Here is a 15,698-nt window from a genome sequence, read left to right as displayed (position 1 = left end):
CGCCGCGAGGCAGCGCCCCTGACTTGTTTCTAGGCTGGTTCACGATGCGGGTCATCGGGGCCGCCGCATCGTCCAGGAGGAAGCCATGGCATCGTTCGTCGACCGCGTGACGCTCCACGTCACTGCGGGCAACGGCGGCCACGGCGTCGCCTCCGTCCACCGCGAGAAGTTCAAGCCGCTCGGCGGCCCCGACGGCGGCAACGGCGGCCGCGGCGGCTCCGTCGTCCTCGTGGTCGACCCGCAGGTGACCACCCTGCTCGACTACCACCACGCGCCGCACCGCACCGCGGAGAACGGCAAGCAGGGCGCCGGCGACATGCGCCACGGCGCGAACGCGGCGGACCTGCGCCTCGGCGTGCCGAACGGCACCATCGTCAAGACGCGCGAGGGCGAGTTCCTCGTGGACCTCGTGGGCGACGGCGCCGAGTACGTGATCGCCGCCGGCGGTCGCGGCGGGCTGGGCAACGCGGCGCTCGCGACGCAGAAGCGCAAGGCCCCCGGCTTCGCGCTCCTCGGCGAGCCCGGCGAGGAGGCCTCGGTCGTCCTCGAGCTCAAGTCCATCGCGGACGTCGCGCTCGTGGGCTTCCCCAGCGCGGGCAAGTCCTCGATCATCGCCGCGATGAGCCGCGTGCGCCCCAAGATCGCGGACTACCCCTTCACCACGCTCGTGCCGAACCTCGGCGTCGTCGAGGCCGGCGGCACCAAGTTCACCATCGCGGACGTGCCGGGCCTCATCGAGGGCGCCTCGGAGGGCAGGGGCCTGGGCCACGACTTCCTGCGCCACATCGAGCGCTGCTCGGTGATCGCGCACGTGCTCGACACCGCCACCCTCGAGAGCGACCGCGACCCGCTGCGCGACCTCGACATCATCTCCAAGGAGCTGCGCGCCTACTCGGGCGACGAGGCGATCAGCGGCGTCCCGCTCGCGGAGCGCCCGCAGATCGTCATCCTCAACAAGATCGACGTGCCCGACGGCCGCGACCTCGCGGAGATCGTGCGCCCCGAGCTCGAGGAGCGCGGCATGCCGATCTTCGAGGTCAGCGCCGTGAGCCACGAGGGCCTGCGCGAGCTCGGCTTCGCGCTCGCCAAGATGGTCGACGAGGAGCGCGCCAAGGTGCCGGTCCTCGAGAAGGCGCCCATCGTCATCCGCCCCAAGGCCGTCGACGACTCGGGCTTCACCGTCACGCACGTCCGCGACGGCGCGGAGGACTACTACCAGGTGCGCGGCACCAAGGTGGAGCGCTGGGTCAAGCAGACCAACTTCGCCAACGACGAGGCCGTGGGCTACCTCGCCGACCGGCTCGCCAAGGCGGGCGTCGAGGAGAGGCTGTTCAAGGCCGGCGCGACGCCGGGCTGCGAGGTCGTCATCGGCCCGCGCCAGGGCGGCATCATCTTCGACTGGGAGCCGACCATGATGGCGGGCGCCGAGCTGCTCGGCCAGCGCGGCTCCGACCTGCGCATCGAGCAGCACGAGCGTCACCACCGCGCGACGCGTGCCGAGAAGCGCCAGGAGCACAAGGAGACGATGGACGCGCGCGCGGCCGCCCGTGAGGAGCTCTGGACCGAGCGCGACGCCGGCCACTGGACCGACCCGAGCAAGGACGACGAGTAGCCTTCTGGCAGGTATCCATCCCCCAGGAGGTCACGTGAGCGAGGCGCGCGCGGTCGTCGCACAGGCACGACGCATCGTCGTCAAGGTCGGGTCGTCGTCGCTCACCGGTCCGGACGGGCAGCTCGACGAGGGCCGCCTGGGTGCGCTCGTCGACGTGCTCGGCGCGGCCCGCACCGCCGGCCGCGAGGTCCTCCTGGTCACCTCCGGGTCGATCGCGGCGGGCATCGGCCCGCTGCGCCTCGTCGCGCGCCCCACCAACCTCGAGCTGCAGCAGGCCGCCGCCTCGGTGGGCCAGGGCAAGCTCATCCACGCCTACACCGTCGCGTTCGCGCGCTACGGGCTCACCGTCGGCCAGGTGCTGCTGACGGCGGACGACATGGTCCGTCGCGCGCACTACGGCAACGCGCGCCGCGCGCTCGAGTCGCTGCTCGCGCTCGGCGTGGTGCCCATCATCAACGAGAACGACACGGTCGCGACGGACGAGATCCGCTTCGGCGACAACGACCGGCTCGCGGCGCTCGTCGCGACCGCCGTCCGCGCCGACGCGCTCGTGCTGCTCACCGACGTCGACGCGCTCTACACGGCCGCCCCCGACACCCCGGGAGCGCGCCGCATCGGCGAGGTGCACGGGCCCGACGACCTCCACGGCATCGACATCTCGCGCCGCGGCTCAGCCGTGGGCACCGGCGGCATGATCACCAAGATCGAGGCGGCGTCGCTCGCCACCAACTCCGGCGTCCACGTGGTCCTCGCGTCCGCGGACGATGCGGCGCGCGCCGTCGCCGGCGAGGACGTCGGGACGCTGTTCCGGCCCACGGGCAAGCCCGAGACGACGCGCCTGCAGTGGCTCGCCGACGCCGCCAAGACGCGCGGCGGCATCGTGCTCGACGACGGCGCGGTGCGAGCGCTGCGCGGGCGCCAGGCCTCGCTGCTCGCCGCCGGCGTGGTCGAGATCCGCGGCGACTTCGAAGCGGGGGAGCCGGTCGACCTGGTGTCGCGGGACGGCGCGCTCGTCGCGCGCGGCTTCGCGGGCTTCTCGTCCGAGGAGGCCGACCGCATGAAGGGGCTGTCCACGGAGGCGCTCGGCGAGGTGCTCGGCGAGGCGTACGCGCGCGAGCTCATCCACATCGACCACCTCGTCGTCCTCTAGCCTCCTCGCTCCTGGCTCCCCGCGCTCGCGCCGCCGCACTTCGCTCCGCACGGTTCCGCGCGCGACTCGCCGCACGGGACGCGCGCATCGTCCCCGGCGGACGGCGTGTCGGATCCGAGACCGTGCGGAGCGAACCCGGGACGAGTGTCCCCGCGCGCCGCCCCTTCCACCTCCCTAGACTCGGAACGTCGAGGCAGGGGGCCTGGTATGAGCACGGAATCGACCGCACGGACCACGACCGCGTGGTGGTCCATGGAACCTACGGATGCGGCCGCGGAGCTGGGTGTCGGGCTCGACGGCCTGACCGCGGTGGAGGCGAGCGAGCGCTACGCGAGCTACGGCCCGAACGAGCTGACCGCCGCCCAGGCGGCGACGATGTGGCAGCTCGCGCTGCGCCAGCTCGCGGACCCCATGAACCTCATGCTCATCGCGGTGACCGCGATCTCGGCGGCGATCGGCGAGGTGTCGACGGCGATCATGGTGGGGCTGCTCGTCGTGTTCAACGTGTGGTCCGGCGCGAGCCAGGAGCGCAAGGCGCAGGCCAGCGTCGACGCCCTCGCGACGATGCAGGTGCCTCAGGTCCGGGTCCGCCGCGACGGTGGCGTGATCGCGATCCCCGCGCCCGAGCTCGTGCCCGGCGACGTCATCGAGCTCGAGGCGGGGGACATCGTGCCCGCCGACGCGCGCATCGTCCGCGCGACCACGCTGGAGACGCAGGAGTCGGCGCTCACCGGCGAGAGCGCGCCGATCGAGAAGGGCGCGGCCGCGTTGCCGGACCCCGCGACCGCGCTCGGCGACCGCGCGTGCATGCTGTTCCAGAACACGTCCGTGACCCGCGGCACCGCGACCGCCCTCGTGGTCGCCACCGGCATGGCCACGGAGATGGGCGCGATCGCGACGATGCTGTCCACGGTCGAGCGCGTCCAGTCGCCGCTGCAGCGGGAGCTGTCGGCGCTCACGCGCATCATCGGTGCCGTCGCGTGGGGCGCGGTGGTGCTGATCGTCGGGCTCGGCATCACCCGCGGCCAGTCGTTCAGCGACCTCATGTTCCTCGGCACCGCGGTCGCGATCTCGGCGATCCCCACCGGCCTGCCCACGTTCGTGCAGGGGATGCTCTCGTGGGGCGCGTCGCGGCTCACGGAGGCCAAGGCCGTGGTCGCGTCGCTCAACGACGTCGAGACGCTCGGCGCGACCAGCGCGATCTGCTCCGACAAGACCGGCACGCTGACGATGAACCAGATGATGGCGCGCAGCGTGTGGGTGGGCGGCGAGACCTTCACGGTGGACGGCTCGGGCTACTCGTTCGAGGGCCGGGTGCGCCGCACGCAGGGCGACGAGATCCCGCTCGGCGCGCCCGTCGCGTACGCGCTCGCGCTGCCCAACGACGCGACCGTGAGCGCGGACGGCGTCGTCGTGGGCGACCCGACCGAGGCGGCCTTCGTGGTGCTCGCCCAGAAGCTCGGGGTGGACGTCCCCGAGGCGCAACGACGCTTCCCGCGCGAGGCCGAGGTGCCGTTCGACTCGGACTACAAGTTCATGGCGACCTTCCACCACGTCGAGTGGCAGGGGGAGCGGCGGCTCGTGGGCGTCGTCAAGGGCGCCCCGGACGTGCTGCTGTCGCGCTCGTCGCGCGCCTACCTGCCGACGCGGGACACCGTGCCGGTCGCCGAGCTCGCGGACGCCGTCACCGAGGAGATCGAGTACCGCTCGTCGCAGGGCCTGCGCACGCTGGCGCTCGCGCTCCGGGTGTACGAGGAGGCGGAGGAGGCGGAGGTGCTCGCCGACCCGATGGCGGCGGTGAGCGAGCTCGGCTTCGTCGCCGTCGTCGGCATCGTGGACCCGCTGCGGCCCGAGGCGAAGGTGGCCGTCGACGAGGCGCACGCCGCCGGCATCGACGTGCGCATGATCACCGGCGACCACGTGGTCACCGCCGCCGCCATCGGTCGCGAGCTCGACCTGCCGGGCGAGGGGCTGTCGGGCGCCCAGTTCGCGGCCCTTACCGACGATGAGGTCGACGCGCGGCTCGACGACCTCTCCGTCTTCGGCCGCGTCACCCCGCAGGACAAGCTGCGCCTGGTGCAGCGGCTCCAGGCGCGCGGCGAGGTGGTCGCCATGACCGGCGACGCGGTGAACGATGCGGCGGCGATCAAGCAGGCCGACATCGGGGTGGCCATGGGGTCGGGCTCCGAGGTGACCAAGCAGGCGGCGAAGCTGGTGCTGACCGACGACAACTTCGCGACCCTCGTGCACGCGGTCAAGCTGGGCCGGGTGGTCTACGCGAAGATCACGTCCTACCTGACCTTCCAGCTGTCCCAGCTCATCGCGCTGCTGCTGCTCTTCGTGGTCGCGAGCGTGATCGACCTCAACGAGGGCGTCGCGCTCACGCCGGTCATGGTGCTGGTCCTCAACTTCGCGGTCGCGATCTTCGCGGTGCTCGTCATCCTGTTCGAGCCCGAGCCGCCGGGACTGATGCAGCGCCCGCCGCGCGACCCGTCCGCCGGCATCGCGTCGCCGCGCAACGTCGTGCGGTGGCTGATCTACGGCGGCGCGCTGTTCGTCGCGGCGCTGGTGCCGCTGCTCTGGGGCCGGGACGAGCTGTCGCCCGACGAGGCGTCGCAGCCCATGACGATGGCCTTCGTGATCGTGGCGCTCGGCACGCTCACCACCGGCCTGCAGCTCAGGCGCGACCCCGAGACCGGCCTCACCGCGCCGTGGGGACGCGGGACCCGGATGCTGCTGTGGCCGCTCGCGTTCATCGTGCTCGCGACCGAGCTCGACTTCATGCAGGGGTGGCTGTACACGTCGTCGCTGACCGGCTGGGAGTGGCTCGGATGCCTCGGGCTCACGCTCGCGGTGATGGCGGTGGTCGAGATCGACAAGGCGCTGCGCCGGCACCGGCAGGCGGCGATCGCGCCCACCGTCGCCGAGGCGGTGGCGCCCGCACGCGGCCGCTGACCGGGTCCCCGCGGCGCGGACGGGGGAGAAGGTGCCAGCCACCCCTGGGCAGGCACCCTCGCGGCTCCTAGAATCGAGTGCCATGACCGAGACCGCGATCCCCACCGATGTCGAGTCCGCCGTCCTCGAGGCGTGCCGCCGCGCCAAGCTCGCCTCCCGCGCGCTCGCGACCGCCACGACGACCGTCAAGAACGATGCGCTCCACGCCATGGCCGACGCGCTCGTCGCCCAGGCGGCGCGCATCGTCGAGGCCAACGCGAAGGACCTCGAGCGCGGCCGCGCCAACGGCATGAGCCCGGGTCTGCTCGACCGCCTCGCGCTCGACGAGGGCCGCATCGCCAAGATCGCGGAGGCGCTGCTCTACGTCGCGACGCTGCCCGACCCGGTGGGCGAGGTCAAGCGCGGCTCGACGCTCCCCAACGGCATCCGCCTCATCCAGAAGGCCGTGCCGATGGGCGTGGTCGGCATGATCTACGAGGCACGACCCAACGTCACGGTCGACGCTGCAGGCCTGTCGCTGAAGTCCGGCAACGCCGCGGTGCTGCGCGGCGGCTCGGCCGCGGCGAGCTCGAACGAGGTGATCGTCGAGGTGCTGCAGGACGCGCTCGAGGGCGTGGGCCTGCCGCGCGACGCGGTGCAGTCCATCGACGCGTACGGGCGCGAGGGCGCCCGCGTGCTCATGAACGCCCGCGGCCTCGTCGACGTGCTGGTGCCGCGCGGCGGCCGCGACCTCATCCAGACGGTCGTGCGCGAGTCGACCGTGCCCGCGATCGAGACGGGCGAGGGCAACTGCCACGTCTACCTCGACGCCTCGGCGCCGCTCGAGCGCTCCGCTGCGATCGTGCTCAACTCCAAGACGCACCGGGTGGGCGTGTGCAACGCCGCGGAGACGCTGCTGGTCCACAAGGACGCGGCCGACAACCTGCCGGTCATCCTCGAGCAGCTGCACGAGGCGGGCGTCACCATCCACGCGGACGATGCGGCGGCCGACCTCGCGCCCGCCAACGTCCCCACGGTCGCGGCCACCGAGGAGGACTGGGCGACGGAGTACCTGTCGCTGGACCTCGCCGTGAAGGTCGTCGACTCGATGGACGAGGCGATCGCGCACATCGCCCGCTACTCGACCGGCCACACCGAGGCGATCGTCACGAACGACATCGACGCGGCCCAGCACTTCGTCGCGCACATCGACTCCGCCGCGGTCATGGTGAACGCGTCGACCCGGTTCACCGACGGCGGCGAGTTCGGGCTCGGAGCGGAGATCGGCATCTCCACGCAGAAGCTGCACGCACGTGGCCCGATGGGCCTCGGCGAGCTCACCACCACGACGTGGGTCGCGTACGGCGAGGGTCACATCCGCGGCTGAGCCGTCCCCGCATCGTCCCCAGCGGTGCCATAATCGCGGGAGACAACATCAGGAGGAGTCCCCCCATGATCACCGAGGCCGTCGAGACCACGTCGCACGTCGTCAACGAGCTGCCCATCCCCGCGCCCGCGATCGGGCTGCTGGCCTTCACCGGCCTGATGGCGCTGCTGTTCGTGACGTTCGCGTTCCGGAGCGTCGGCACGCGCCACTGACGTGCGCGCGCCCCTCGCACGAGTGGGCGTGCTCGGCGGCACGTTCGATCCGATCCACCACGGCCACCTGGCCGCAGCCTCCGAGGTCTGCGCGCGCCTGGGCCTCGATCAGATCCTGCTGACGCCGGCGTACTCGCAGCCGTTCAAGCAGGGGATCGACGCCGCGTCGCCCGAGCACCGGCTCGCGATGTGCGAGCTCGCCGCGGCCGAGGACGAGCGCTTCGCCGTCTCGCCGGTGGACATCGAGCGCGGGGGCGTCACCTACACGGTCGACACGCTCGCGGACCTGCGCGAGCAGCGTCCCGACGCGGAGCTGTTCTTCATCACGGGGGCCGATGCGCTGGCCCGGCTCGACGAGTGGAAGGACGCGGACCGGCTGCCCGGCCTCGCGACCTTCGTGGGAGTGACACGGCCGGGTCATTCGTTGGATGAGTCGGAATGGCCACATATCCTGGTGGAGACCCCTTCACTGGCGATATCGTCGACCGATGTGCGTCGCCGGATGAGGGCCGGGTTGCCGATCCGCTACCTTGTACCCCGATCCGTGGCCGATTACATCGCCAAGAACGGGCTCTACTACGGAGGACTTGATGACTGACCAGGGAAGGCCCTTGTCGCGCCGAGAGCGCCGGGAGGCCGAGGTCAGGAAGTCCGCGCCGGACCAGCCCACCACCCCGATCCCCGCCACCGTCGCGGGGCCGGCCACGCACCCCGACGGCACCCCGCTCACGCGCAAGGAGCGTCGCGCGCTCGAGCGCGGCGAGCAGGGAATCGAGACGTGGACCCAGGAGGAGGAGCTCATCGCGACGGGCCAGCTGCCCGCGATGACGCCCGACCTCCTCGAGGCGCAGGAGATGGTCGCGCGGCGCCGCGCTGAGCGTGACGCCGAGGTCGAGCCGGAGCCGGAGGCCGAGGAGCCCGTGGTCGAGGAGCCGGTCGCCGAGGCTGAGCTCGAGCCCGAGCCCGAGCCCGAGCCCGAGCCCGAGGCCGAGCCGGAGCCGGAGCCGGAGGCCGGGGCCCCCGTCGACGAGCCGGTCGAGGAGCCCGCAGCCGCTGAGGCGTGGGAGCCCGAGGCCGCCGAGCAGGTCGAGCAGGCCGACACCCGGGCCATGGCCGAGCCCGTCGTCGACGAGCCCGCCACCGAGGTGTGGGAGCCCGAGGCCGAGCCCGAGGAGGAGCCGCTGGCCGAGGAGCCCCTCGAGGAGCCGGCCGAGCAGCCCGTCGCCGAGGACCCCACCCCGTCGGGCGCGATCGACACCATCCCCGAGGAGTACCGCCACCTCTTCCCGCCGGGCTCGCTGCAGGCCCGCCGCCTCGAGGAGCGCGCCGCGCGCGGAGAGACCTCCACCCCGCCCGCCGGCACCGCCGCGACGCCTGAGGCGCCCGAGGCCGCCGCCGCACCCGAGGCGACCCCCGCGCAGGACGATGCGGACGACCCCGCCGCCGAGATCCGCCGGCTCACCGCCGAGGCCATGGCCGGGATCACCCGCGCCCAGCAGGCCCGTCGTGCCCCCGCGCCGGAGCCGGAGACTGTCGAGCCCGAGGCGCAGCCCGAGCCCGCCGCGGACGGCCCCGAGCCCGGGGTCGTCGAGGAGGACGTCGAGACCGAGGTGCTCGACCCCGCCGAGGTCTACGCCCAGGCCGAGTCCGGCAGCGCCCCTGCCGACGAGGCCATCGAGGACGACGAGGAGGAGGCGTACGCCCCCGCCCTCGCCGCCGAGGCCGCGATGCAGGGCCTTCCCCAGCGCGGCACCGCGGTGACCGAGGCGCCCGCCCCCGCGGAGGTCGAGACGGCCACGTCCGCGACGCCGTCGGGCGGCTCGGCGATCGTGCCCGCCGGCATGCGGCACGTGGCGCAGTCGAGTGCGTCGGCGCCGTCGCGCTGGGACTCGCACCCGCTCGCGCAGGTCCAGCCCCGCGAGGTCGCGGACTACGCGCCGTCCGAGGACATCCCGATCCCGGACTTCACCAAGATCATGCACGGCTACGCGTCGACGTCGTCGTCCGCGGGCACGGCGCCCGCCGGCGAGGTGGGCGACGAGCCCACGGGCACCGACCTCCCGGGCCTCGCGGGCGACGAGTATCCGCGCCGCCCCCAGCCCGACGCCCCCGACGAGGGCGCGCACCACTTCGCGTGGGCGCACCTGGCCGTCATCGGCGCCGTGGCCTTCCTGCTCGGCGTGCTCGTGTGGCACCTCACGGGGAACGCCTGATGAGCGCCACCGAGCGGGCCCTCGAGCTGGTCCAGGCCGCCGCGCACGCCGCCGACGCCAAGAAGGCGGAGGACATCGTCGCCCTCGACGTGTCGGCGCACCTGCCGCTGTCCGACGCCTTCGTCATCGCATCGGCGTCGAACGAGCGCCAGGTCGCGGCGATCGCCGAGGCCGTCGAGGAGGAGCTGCACCAGCACGGCGCGAAGGCCGTCCGCCGCGAGGGCGTCCGCGAGGGCCGCTGGGCGCTGCTCGACTTCAACGACGTGATCGTCCATGTCATGCACGACGAGGAGCGCGGCTACTACGAGCTCGAGCGTCTGTGGAAGGACTGCCCGGTCATCGACCTGCAGCTCGGCGAGTGACACGCGTCTTCCTGGTCCGGCACGGACAGACGGACTGGAACCGCGAGGGCCGGCTCCAGGGGTCGACCGACATCCCGCTCAACGCGACGGGTCGCGCGCAGGCCCGTGCCGCCGCATCGTCCCTGTGGCCCGCGCTCGAGGGCGAGCCCGTCGTCGTGTCCTCGGTGCTCGGCCGCGCCGTCGAGACCGCGCGCATCCTCGTGGGCGACCGGCCCGCGTCGTTGCACCAGGACGCGCGCCTCGGCGAGCGCCGCTACGGCCCGTGGGAGGGCCTCGACGCGCACGAGCGCGCCTCGCGCTTCCCCGACGACCACGCCGCGTGGAAGGCGGGCTACGAGCCCGACTTCGACGGCTACGAGACGCACGCCGAGGTCGCCGCGCGCACCGTGGCCGCCGTCGACGAGTGGGTCGCGCGCGTGCCGGGCGACCTCGTGCTCGTCGCGCACGGCTCGTCGGGCCGCATGCTGCTGCTCGCGATGCTCGGCCTCCCGCTCGAGGGGCGCACGCTCGGCAGCCTCCACAACGCCGCGTGGTCGCGCCTCGTGCCGTCCGCCGCGGGCGGCTGGTCGCTCGAGAGCCACAACGTGGGCGCGCCGGCCGTCGAGGTGGCGTCGTGACCGTCCTCGTCCTCATGCGCCACGGGCGCACGGGCTACAACGCGGAGGGCCGCCTGCAGGGCTCGCTCGACGTGCCGCTGGGGGAGGAGGGGCGGCTCCAGGCGCGCGAAGCCGCCGCGGTGCTCCACGCGACGTACGGGGCGCCGGACCGCATCGTCTGCTCGCCGCTCCTGCGGGCCGCCGACACGGCCGCGGAGCTGTCCGCCGTCACCGGCGTGCCCGCGCGTCCCGATGCGCGCCTCACGCAGCGCTCGTACGGCGAGTGGGAGGGGCTCACGCTCGAGGAGGTGCGCGAGCGGTGGCCGCGCGAGTACGACCGCCGCCACCAGGGCCTCGATCCCCGCATCGAGGGCTGGGGCAAGGCGGCCGACGTCTCCGCCCGCGTCGCCGAGGGTCTCGCCGAGGCGTGCGAGGGCGCGCGCCTCGTGGTGGCCGTCAGCCACGGCTCCGCGATCATGCTCGGCTCGCTCGGGCTGCTCGGGCTCGACGTCCACTCGACCGTGCTGGGCAAGCTCCCGCACGCCCATTGGAACGTCCTCGAGTCCTCCGCGGGCCGCTGGTCGGTGGCGCGGTACGGATTGTCGATCGCGTCGTCGCTGGTAGACGAGTCGGCCGACGCCGATTAACACCTCATGAAGAATCTGGGCTAGTATCTATCTCGCTCTCAGGAGCACGGAATCCGCAAGGATGACGGGGCTGTGGCGCAGCTGGTAGCGCACCTGCATGGCATGCAGGGGGTCAGGGGTTCGAGTCCCCTCAGCTCCACGAAGTGTTGAGACAGCACTTGGCGAGAGGCCGCTCTTCGGAGCGGCCTTTCGTGTTTCCCGGGCGCAACGCGGCGTCGCGTGGGACGATGCGCCGGTACAGGGGGTGGGCGATGAGCGGTCCCGAGTCCATGCGCCGGACCGACGACGACGTCGACGCGTTCCTGGCCGCCGGCCCTCGGGCCGAGCTGCTGATCGCGGTCGACGCGGCGCTCCGTGCGGGGATGCCCGACGCGCCGCGCACGCTGTGGCGGGGAGTGTTCTGGGGTGGGACCGAGCAGGCGATCGTCGGGTACGGCGACATCTCGCAGCCGCGGCCCCGGGGCGACGACGTCGACTGGTTCCTCATCGGCCTCGCGGAGCAGAAGAACCACGTGAGCCTGTACGTCAACGCCGTCGCGGACGGCGCCTACCTCGCGCACCGGTACGCCGACCGGCTGGGCCGCGTGAGGGTCGGGGCGGCCGCCGTCACCTTCAGGCGCCTGGAGGACCTCGACCTCGACGCGGTCGCCGAGATGGCGCGCGCGGCGGTCGCGCTGTCGTGAGGCGCCGCGACGGAGCCGACGCCCTGTAGCCTTCGACGCACAGGAGGCCTCGATGACGACCACCGCACCCCCGCACGCCGACCGGCTGGCCCCGGCCCGCGCATCGTCCCTCGTAGCGCTCGCGCGCGGCGGCGGGGAGCCCCTCGAGGTGAGGTGCCCGTGGGACGGCTCGGTGCTCGCCGAGGTGCCCACGTCGCGCCCCGTCGACGTCGCCGCGGCGGTGGCCGATGCGCGGGTCGCCCAGCGCGCCTGGGCCGACACGCCCATCCGCGAGCGGGCGGCCGTCATGCGCCGCGTCGCGAGCCTCCTGTGGGGGCGCGCCGACGATCTCCTCGATATCGTCCAGCTCGAGTCCGGCAAGAGCCGCGTCAGCGCCTTCGACGAGCTCGCGGACGTCGCCCTCAACGCCGCGCACTACGCGCGGCACGGCGCGCGCGTGCTGCGCGACCGGCGCCGTCCCGGCGCGCTGCCCGTCGTCACGCGCACCACCGAGCACCATCGTCCCCGCGGCGTCGTCGGCATCATCGCGCCGTGGAACTACCCGTTCACGCTCGCGGTCTCGGACGCCATCCCCGCGCTGATCGCGGGCAACGCGGTCGTGCTCAAGCCCGACTCCCAGACGCCGCTGTCCGCGCTCGCGGGCCTCGAGCTGCTGCGCGACGCGGGGCTGCCCGCCGGCGTGATGCAGGTGGTCGCGGGCGACGGCCCCACGGTCGGCGGCGCGCTCGTCGACGCGGTCGACTTCGTGATGTTCACCGGCTCGACAGCGACCGGCAGGAAGGTCGCCGCGCGGTGCGGCGAGCGGCTCATCGGGTGCGCGATGGAGCTCGGGGGCAAGAACCCCATGCTCGTGCTCTCCGACGCGGATCCCGAGCGGGCCGCCGCCGGCGCGATCCCGGCGTGCTTCTCCAACTCGGGCCAGCTGTGCGTGTCGATCGAGCGGATCTACGTCGCGGACGAGGTCCACGACGCGTTCGTCGACGCGTTCGTGCGGCGCACCCGCGCCATGAGCCTGGGCGTGGGGACGGCCTGGGAGATCGACATGGCGTCGCTCGCGTCCGAGGAGCACCTCGCCGAGGTGCGCGCGCACGTGGACGATGCGGTGGCGAAGGGCGCGACCGTGCTCGCCGGCGGCCGCGCGCGGCCCGACCTCGGCCCCACCGTCTACGAGCCGACGATCCTCGCGGGCGTGACGGACGACATGCGCTGCGCGCGCGAGGAGACCTTCGGGCCGGTGGTGGCGGTGCATCGCGTCAGCTCGGACGAGGAGGCGGTCGCGCGCGCCAACGACAGCGCGTACGGGCTCAACGCCGCCGTCTGGTCCCGCAGGCGCGGCACCGCGGTCGCCGCGCGCGTCGAGGCGGGCACGGTCAACGTCAACGAGGGCTACTCCGCCGCGTGGGGCTCGGTCGGCGCACCTATGGGCGGGTGGAAGGACTCCGGGCTGGGCCGCCGCCACGGCACCGCCGGCATCCTCAAGTACACGCAGGCGCAGACCATCGCCGACCATCGCGGGCCCGTGATCGCGCCGTTCGACGGCATGGCGAACGAGGTGTACGCGCGGGCGATGACCGCGGCGGTGCGGCTGCTGACCCGGATCCGGCCGTAGGGGGACACGATGACGCGAGGGACGGACCTGCGCGGCGCGCGGATGCTCATCACCGGCGGCGGCTCGGGCCTCGGCCGGCTCATGGCGCACGAGGCCGCGCGGCGCGGCGCGACGGTCGTGATCTGGGATCGCGACGCGGCCGCGGCATCGGAGGTGGTGGCCGAGCTCCACGCGCTCGGCGCGGACGCGATCTCGGCGCGCGTCGACGTGACCGACCGTGCGGCCGTCGATGCCGCGGCCGCCGCGGCGGGCGCCGTCGACATCGTCGTCAACAACGCGGGCGTCGTCACCGGCGCGCCCCTGCTCGAGGCCTCCGACGAGGCGATCGAGCGCACGTTCCAGGTCAACACCCTCGCGCTGTACTGGGTGACGCGCGCGTTCCTGCCCGCGATGCTGGCACGCGACAGGGGAGCGGTGGTGACGATCGCGTCCGCCGCCGGGCTCGTCGGCGTCGCGCGCCAGACCGACTACGCCGCCTCGAAGTGGGCCGCGATCGGCTTCACGGAGTCGCTGCGCGCCGAGCTGAGGATCGCCGGGTCCTCGGTGCGCACCCTCGTGGCGTGCCCGTACTACATCGACACCGGCATGTTCGCGGGGGTCAGCACGCGCTTCCCGCGGCTGCTGCCGATCCTGAAGCCCGAGGACGTGGCGCGGCGCGTGATCGACGGGCTCGAGCGCGGCCGCGAGCAGATCGTCATGCCGCCTCTGGTGCGCGTGGTGCCGGTGGTGCGCGCGCTGCCCGCGCGCGGCTTCGACGCCGTCGTGGACCTCTTCGGGATCAACCGCGCGATGGAGGGCTTCCGCGGCCGCGAGGGCGCGCCGCGCTGACCTCCCTCGTCGCAGGCCTCGTGTCCGGCCTCTCCACGCCGACCTCCCCGCGCCGAGTGTTATAGTTCATCTATAACAACTGCCGAGGAGTGGGTGACGTGGACAAGTCCTTCAGGAGGGCGCTCGGCGCGGGCGTCGTGACGCCCGTGGTGGCGGCGCTGGCCGCCGTCGCGGTCGAGCTCGCGGTGATGGGCGACCTGCCCGACCCGGTCGCGACCCACTGGGGGGTCGACGGCCCCGACGGGTTCTCGGCTCCCTGGACCGTGCCGGTGATGACCGCGCTCACCGCGGGCGTGCTGCCGCTCGTGCTCGGCGCCTCGGCGGCGCGCGCCATCCGCAAGGGCGAGCGCGGCTTCACGCTCCGCCTGCTGCCGGCGGTGGCGGCGGGCCTGTCGGTGTTCCTCGGCGGGCTGCTCGCGGGCACGCTCGTGATCCAGCGCGGCCTCGACGCGGCCGAGGGCGCGCCCGACGTCCTCCCCGTCCTCCTCGTCGCGCTGCCGGCCGGCGCGATCGTGGGCACCGTCGCGTGGTTCGGGCAGCCGCGCGAGACGGCCGCCCGGATCGACGCCGCGGTCGCCGCCGCGCCCCTGCCGCTCGCGCCCGGCGAGCGAGCCGTGTGGCTCGGCCGGGCCGAGATGACGCCCTGGGCGCTCGCCTTCATCGTCCTCGCGACGCTCGCCGCTTGGACCGGCTCGGCCCTCATGTGGCTCGCCGGCGACACGGCGGCCGCCGCGATCATCACCGGCGTCGCGGTCCTGCTGAGCGTCCTCGCCGCGACGTTCACCGTCGCCCACGTGCGCATCGACGCCACCGGCCTCACCGTGACGTCGGGCGCGAGGCTGGTGCGGATGCGCGTGCCCGCCGAGGACATCGTCTCCGTCGCCGCGATCGAGGTCCATGGGCTCGCCCAGTACGGCGGCTACGGGATCCGGCAGATCCCCGGGGCGACCGCGGTGGTGCTGCGCCCCGGCCTCGCGATCGAGGTGACGCGCCGCTCCGGGCGTCGGTTCGTGGTCACGGTGGACGATGCGGACACCGCCGCGTCGCTGCTCGCTGCCGCAGGGGAGGCCGCCCATGCTGCTCAGGATTGACCCGGGCTCGGCGCAGCCGCTCTACGACCAGATCGCCGGCGACGTGCGCCGCCAGGCCTCCGCCGGCACGCTCCGCGCGGGGGACAGGCTGCCGCCGGCTCGCGAGGTCGCGGAGGCGCTCGACGTCAACCTCCACACGGTGCTCAAGGCCTACCAGCTGCTGCGCGACGAGGGCCTGGTCGAGATGCGGCGCGGACGCGGGGCCGTGGTGTCCGCGCACGCCGCCGCGCTCGCCGCGTTGCGGGACGATGCGCTCGCGCTGGCCGCGCGCGCCCACGAGCTGGGCGTGGGAGCGGACGCCGTCGCGGCGCTCGTGCGGGCCGCCGCCGAGGAGGCCGACGAGGCCTGAGCGGCCCCGCGCCGGACGCCTGCGG

The 15,698-nt window shown here is 73.8% G+C and carries 15 protein-coding genes and 1 tRNA gene; all 16 read left to right on the top strand.

Annotation, left to right across the window (positions count from 1 at the left end):
- The first annotated feature begins 85 nt into the window (after positions 1 to 85).
- The 16 genes from obgE (at position 86) to AOM02_RS12585 (ending at position 15,673) form a co-directional block, all read left to right on the top strand.
- A complete protein-coding gene (gene obgE, locus AOM02_RS12655; RefSeq protein ID WP_062299797.1) occupies positions 86 to 1,612 on the top strand; it encodes a GTPase ObgE in 1,527 nt (508 codons plus the stop codon).
- A gap of 34 nt (positions 1,613 to 1,646) precedes the next feature.
- Positions 1,647 to 2,762 carry a glutamate 5-kinase gene (gene proB, locus AOM02_RS12650; RefSeq protein ID WP_062299795.1) on the top strand — a complete coding sequence of 372 codons (1,116 nt, stop codon included), beginning with the start codon at positions 1,647 to 1,649 and terminating at the stop codon, positions 2,760 to 2,762.
- A 207-nt stretch (positions 2,763 to 2,969) separates the two neighbouring features.
- On the top strand, positions 2,970 to 5,717 hold the full coding sequence (locus AOM02_RS12645; RefSeq protein ID WP_062299792.1) for a cation-translocating P-type ATPase: 2,748 nt from the start codon (positions 2,970 to 2,972) through the stop codon (positions 5,715 to 5,717).
- Positions 5,718 to 5,799: 82 nt separating this feature from the next.
- Positions 5,800 to 7,083, top strand: coding sequence for a glutamate-5-semialdehyde dehydrogenase (locus tag AOM02_RS12640; RefSeq protein WP_062299790.1), 1,284 nt, complete (start codon positions 5,800 to 5,802; stop codon positions 7,081 to 7,083).
- A 65-nt stretch (positions 7,084 to 7,148) separates the two neighbouring features.
- A complete protein-coding gene (locus AOM02_RS14390) occupies positions 7,149 to 7,295 on the top strand; it encodes a hypothetical protein (protein WP_156156223.1) in 147 nt (48 codons plus the stop codon).
- A gap of 28 nt (positions 7,296 to 7,323) precedes the next feature.
- Positions 7,324 to 7,893, top strand: coding sequence for a nicotinate-nucleotide adenylyltransferase (nadD, locus tag AOM02_RS12635; protein WP_267127689.1), 570 nt, complete (start codon positions 7,324 to 7,326; stop codon positions 7,891 to 7,893).
- Positions 7,886 to 9,508 (top strand): hypothetical protein, encoded by a 1,623-nt coding sequence (locus AOM02_RS12630; protein WP_156156222.1) that lies wholly within the window; start codon positions 7,886 to 7,888, stop codon positions 9,506 to 9,508. Before nadD ends, AOM02_RS12630 begins: the two co-directional genes overlap by 8 nt.
- The gene (rsfS, locus tag AOM02_RS12625) at positions 9,508 to 9,870 is read left to right on the top strand and encodes a ribosome silencing factor (protein WP_062299782.1); all 363 of its coding nucleotides are present in this window, start codon (positions 9,508 to 9,510) and stop codon (positions 9,868 to 9,870) included. The genes AOM02_RS12630 and rsfS overlap by 1 nt, the downstream gene beginning before the upstream one ends.
- A complete protein-coding gene (locus AOM02_RS12620) occupies positions 9,867 to 10,487 on the top strand; it encodes a histidine phosphatase family protein (protein WP_062299779.1) in 621 nt (206 codons plus the stop codon). Before rsfS ends, AOM02_RS12620 begins: the two co-directional genes overlap by 4 nt.
- Positions 10,484 to 11,113, top strand: a complete 630-nt coding sequence (locus tag AOM02_RS12615; RefSeq protein ID WP_062299777.1) for a histidine phosphatase family protein — start codon at positions 10,484 to 10,486, stop codon at positions 11,111 to 11,113. The genes AOM02_RS12620 and AOM02_RS12615 overlap by 4 nt, the downstream gene beginning before the upstream one ends.
- 66 nt (positions 11,114 to 11,179) lie before the next feature.
- Positions 11,180 to 11,252 (top strand) — tRNA-Ala (locus AOM02_RS12610).
- Between the two features lie 112 nt (positions 11,253 to 11,364).
- Positions 11,365 to 11,796, top strand: a complete 432-nt coding sequence (locus AOM02_RS12605; protein ID WP_156156221.1) for a DUF1801 domain-containing protein — start codon at positions 11,365 to 11,367, stop codon at positions 11,794 to 11,796.
- A gap of 52 nt (positions 11,797 to 11,848) precedes the next feature.
- The gene (locus AOM02_RS12600) at positions 11,849 to 13,405 is read left to right on the top strand and encodes a succinic semialdehyde dehydrogenase (protein ID WP_062299771.1); all 1,557 of its coding nucleotides are present in this window, start codon (positions 11,849 to 11,851) and stop codon (positions 13,403 to 13,405) included.
- A gap of 9 nt (positions 13,406 to 13,414) precedes the next feature.
- Entirely contained in the window at positions 13,415 to 14,233 is an 819-nt protein-coding gene (locus AOM02_RS12595) for an SDR family oxidoreductase (RefSeq protein ID WP_062299769.1), read from the top strand.
- 98 nt (positions 14,234 to 14,331) lie between these two features.
- Positions 14,332 to 15,324: a DUF1648 domain-containing protein gene (locus tag AOM02_RS12590; protein WP_062299766.1), complete on the top strand. Its 993-nt coding sequence runs from the start codon at positions 14,332 to 14,334 to the stop codon at positions 15,322 to 15,324.
- Positions 15,308 to 15,673 (top strand): GntR family transcriptional regulator, encoded by a 366-nt coding sequence (locus AOM02_RS12585; RefSeq protein WP_062299763.1) that lies wholly within the window; start codon positions 15,308 to 15,310, stop codon positions 15,671 to 15,673. The genes AOM02_RS12590 and AOM02_RS12585 overlap by 17 nt, the downstream gene beginning before the upstream one ends.
- Positions 15,674 to 15,698: the final 25 nt, after the last annotated feature.

The organism is Demequina maris (assembly GCF_000971155.1).
GTDB classification, from domain to species: Bacteria; Actinomycetota; Actinomycetes; order Actinomycetales; family Demequinaceae; genus Demequina; species Demequina maris.
Note: the sequence above shows the minus strand (reverse complement) of the source record. Positions and strands in the feature narration are given on the sequence as shown.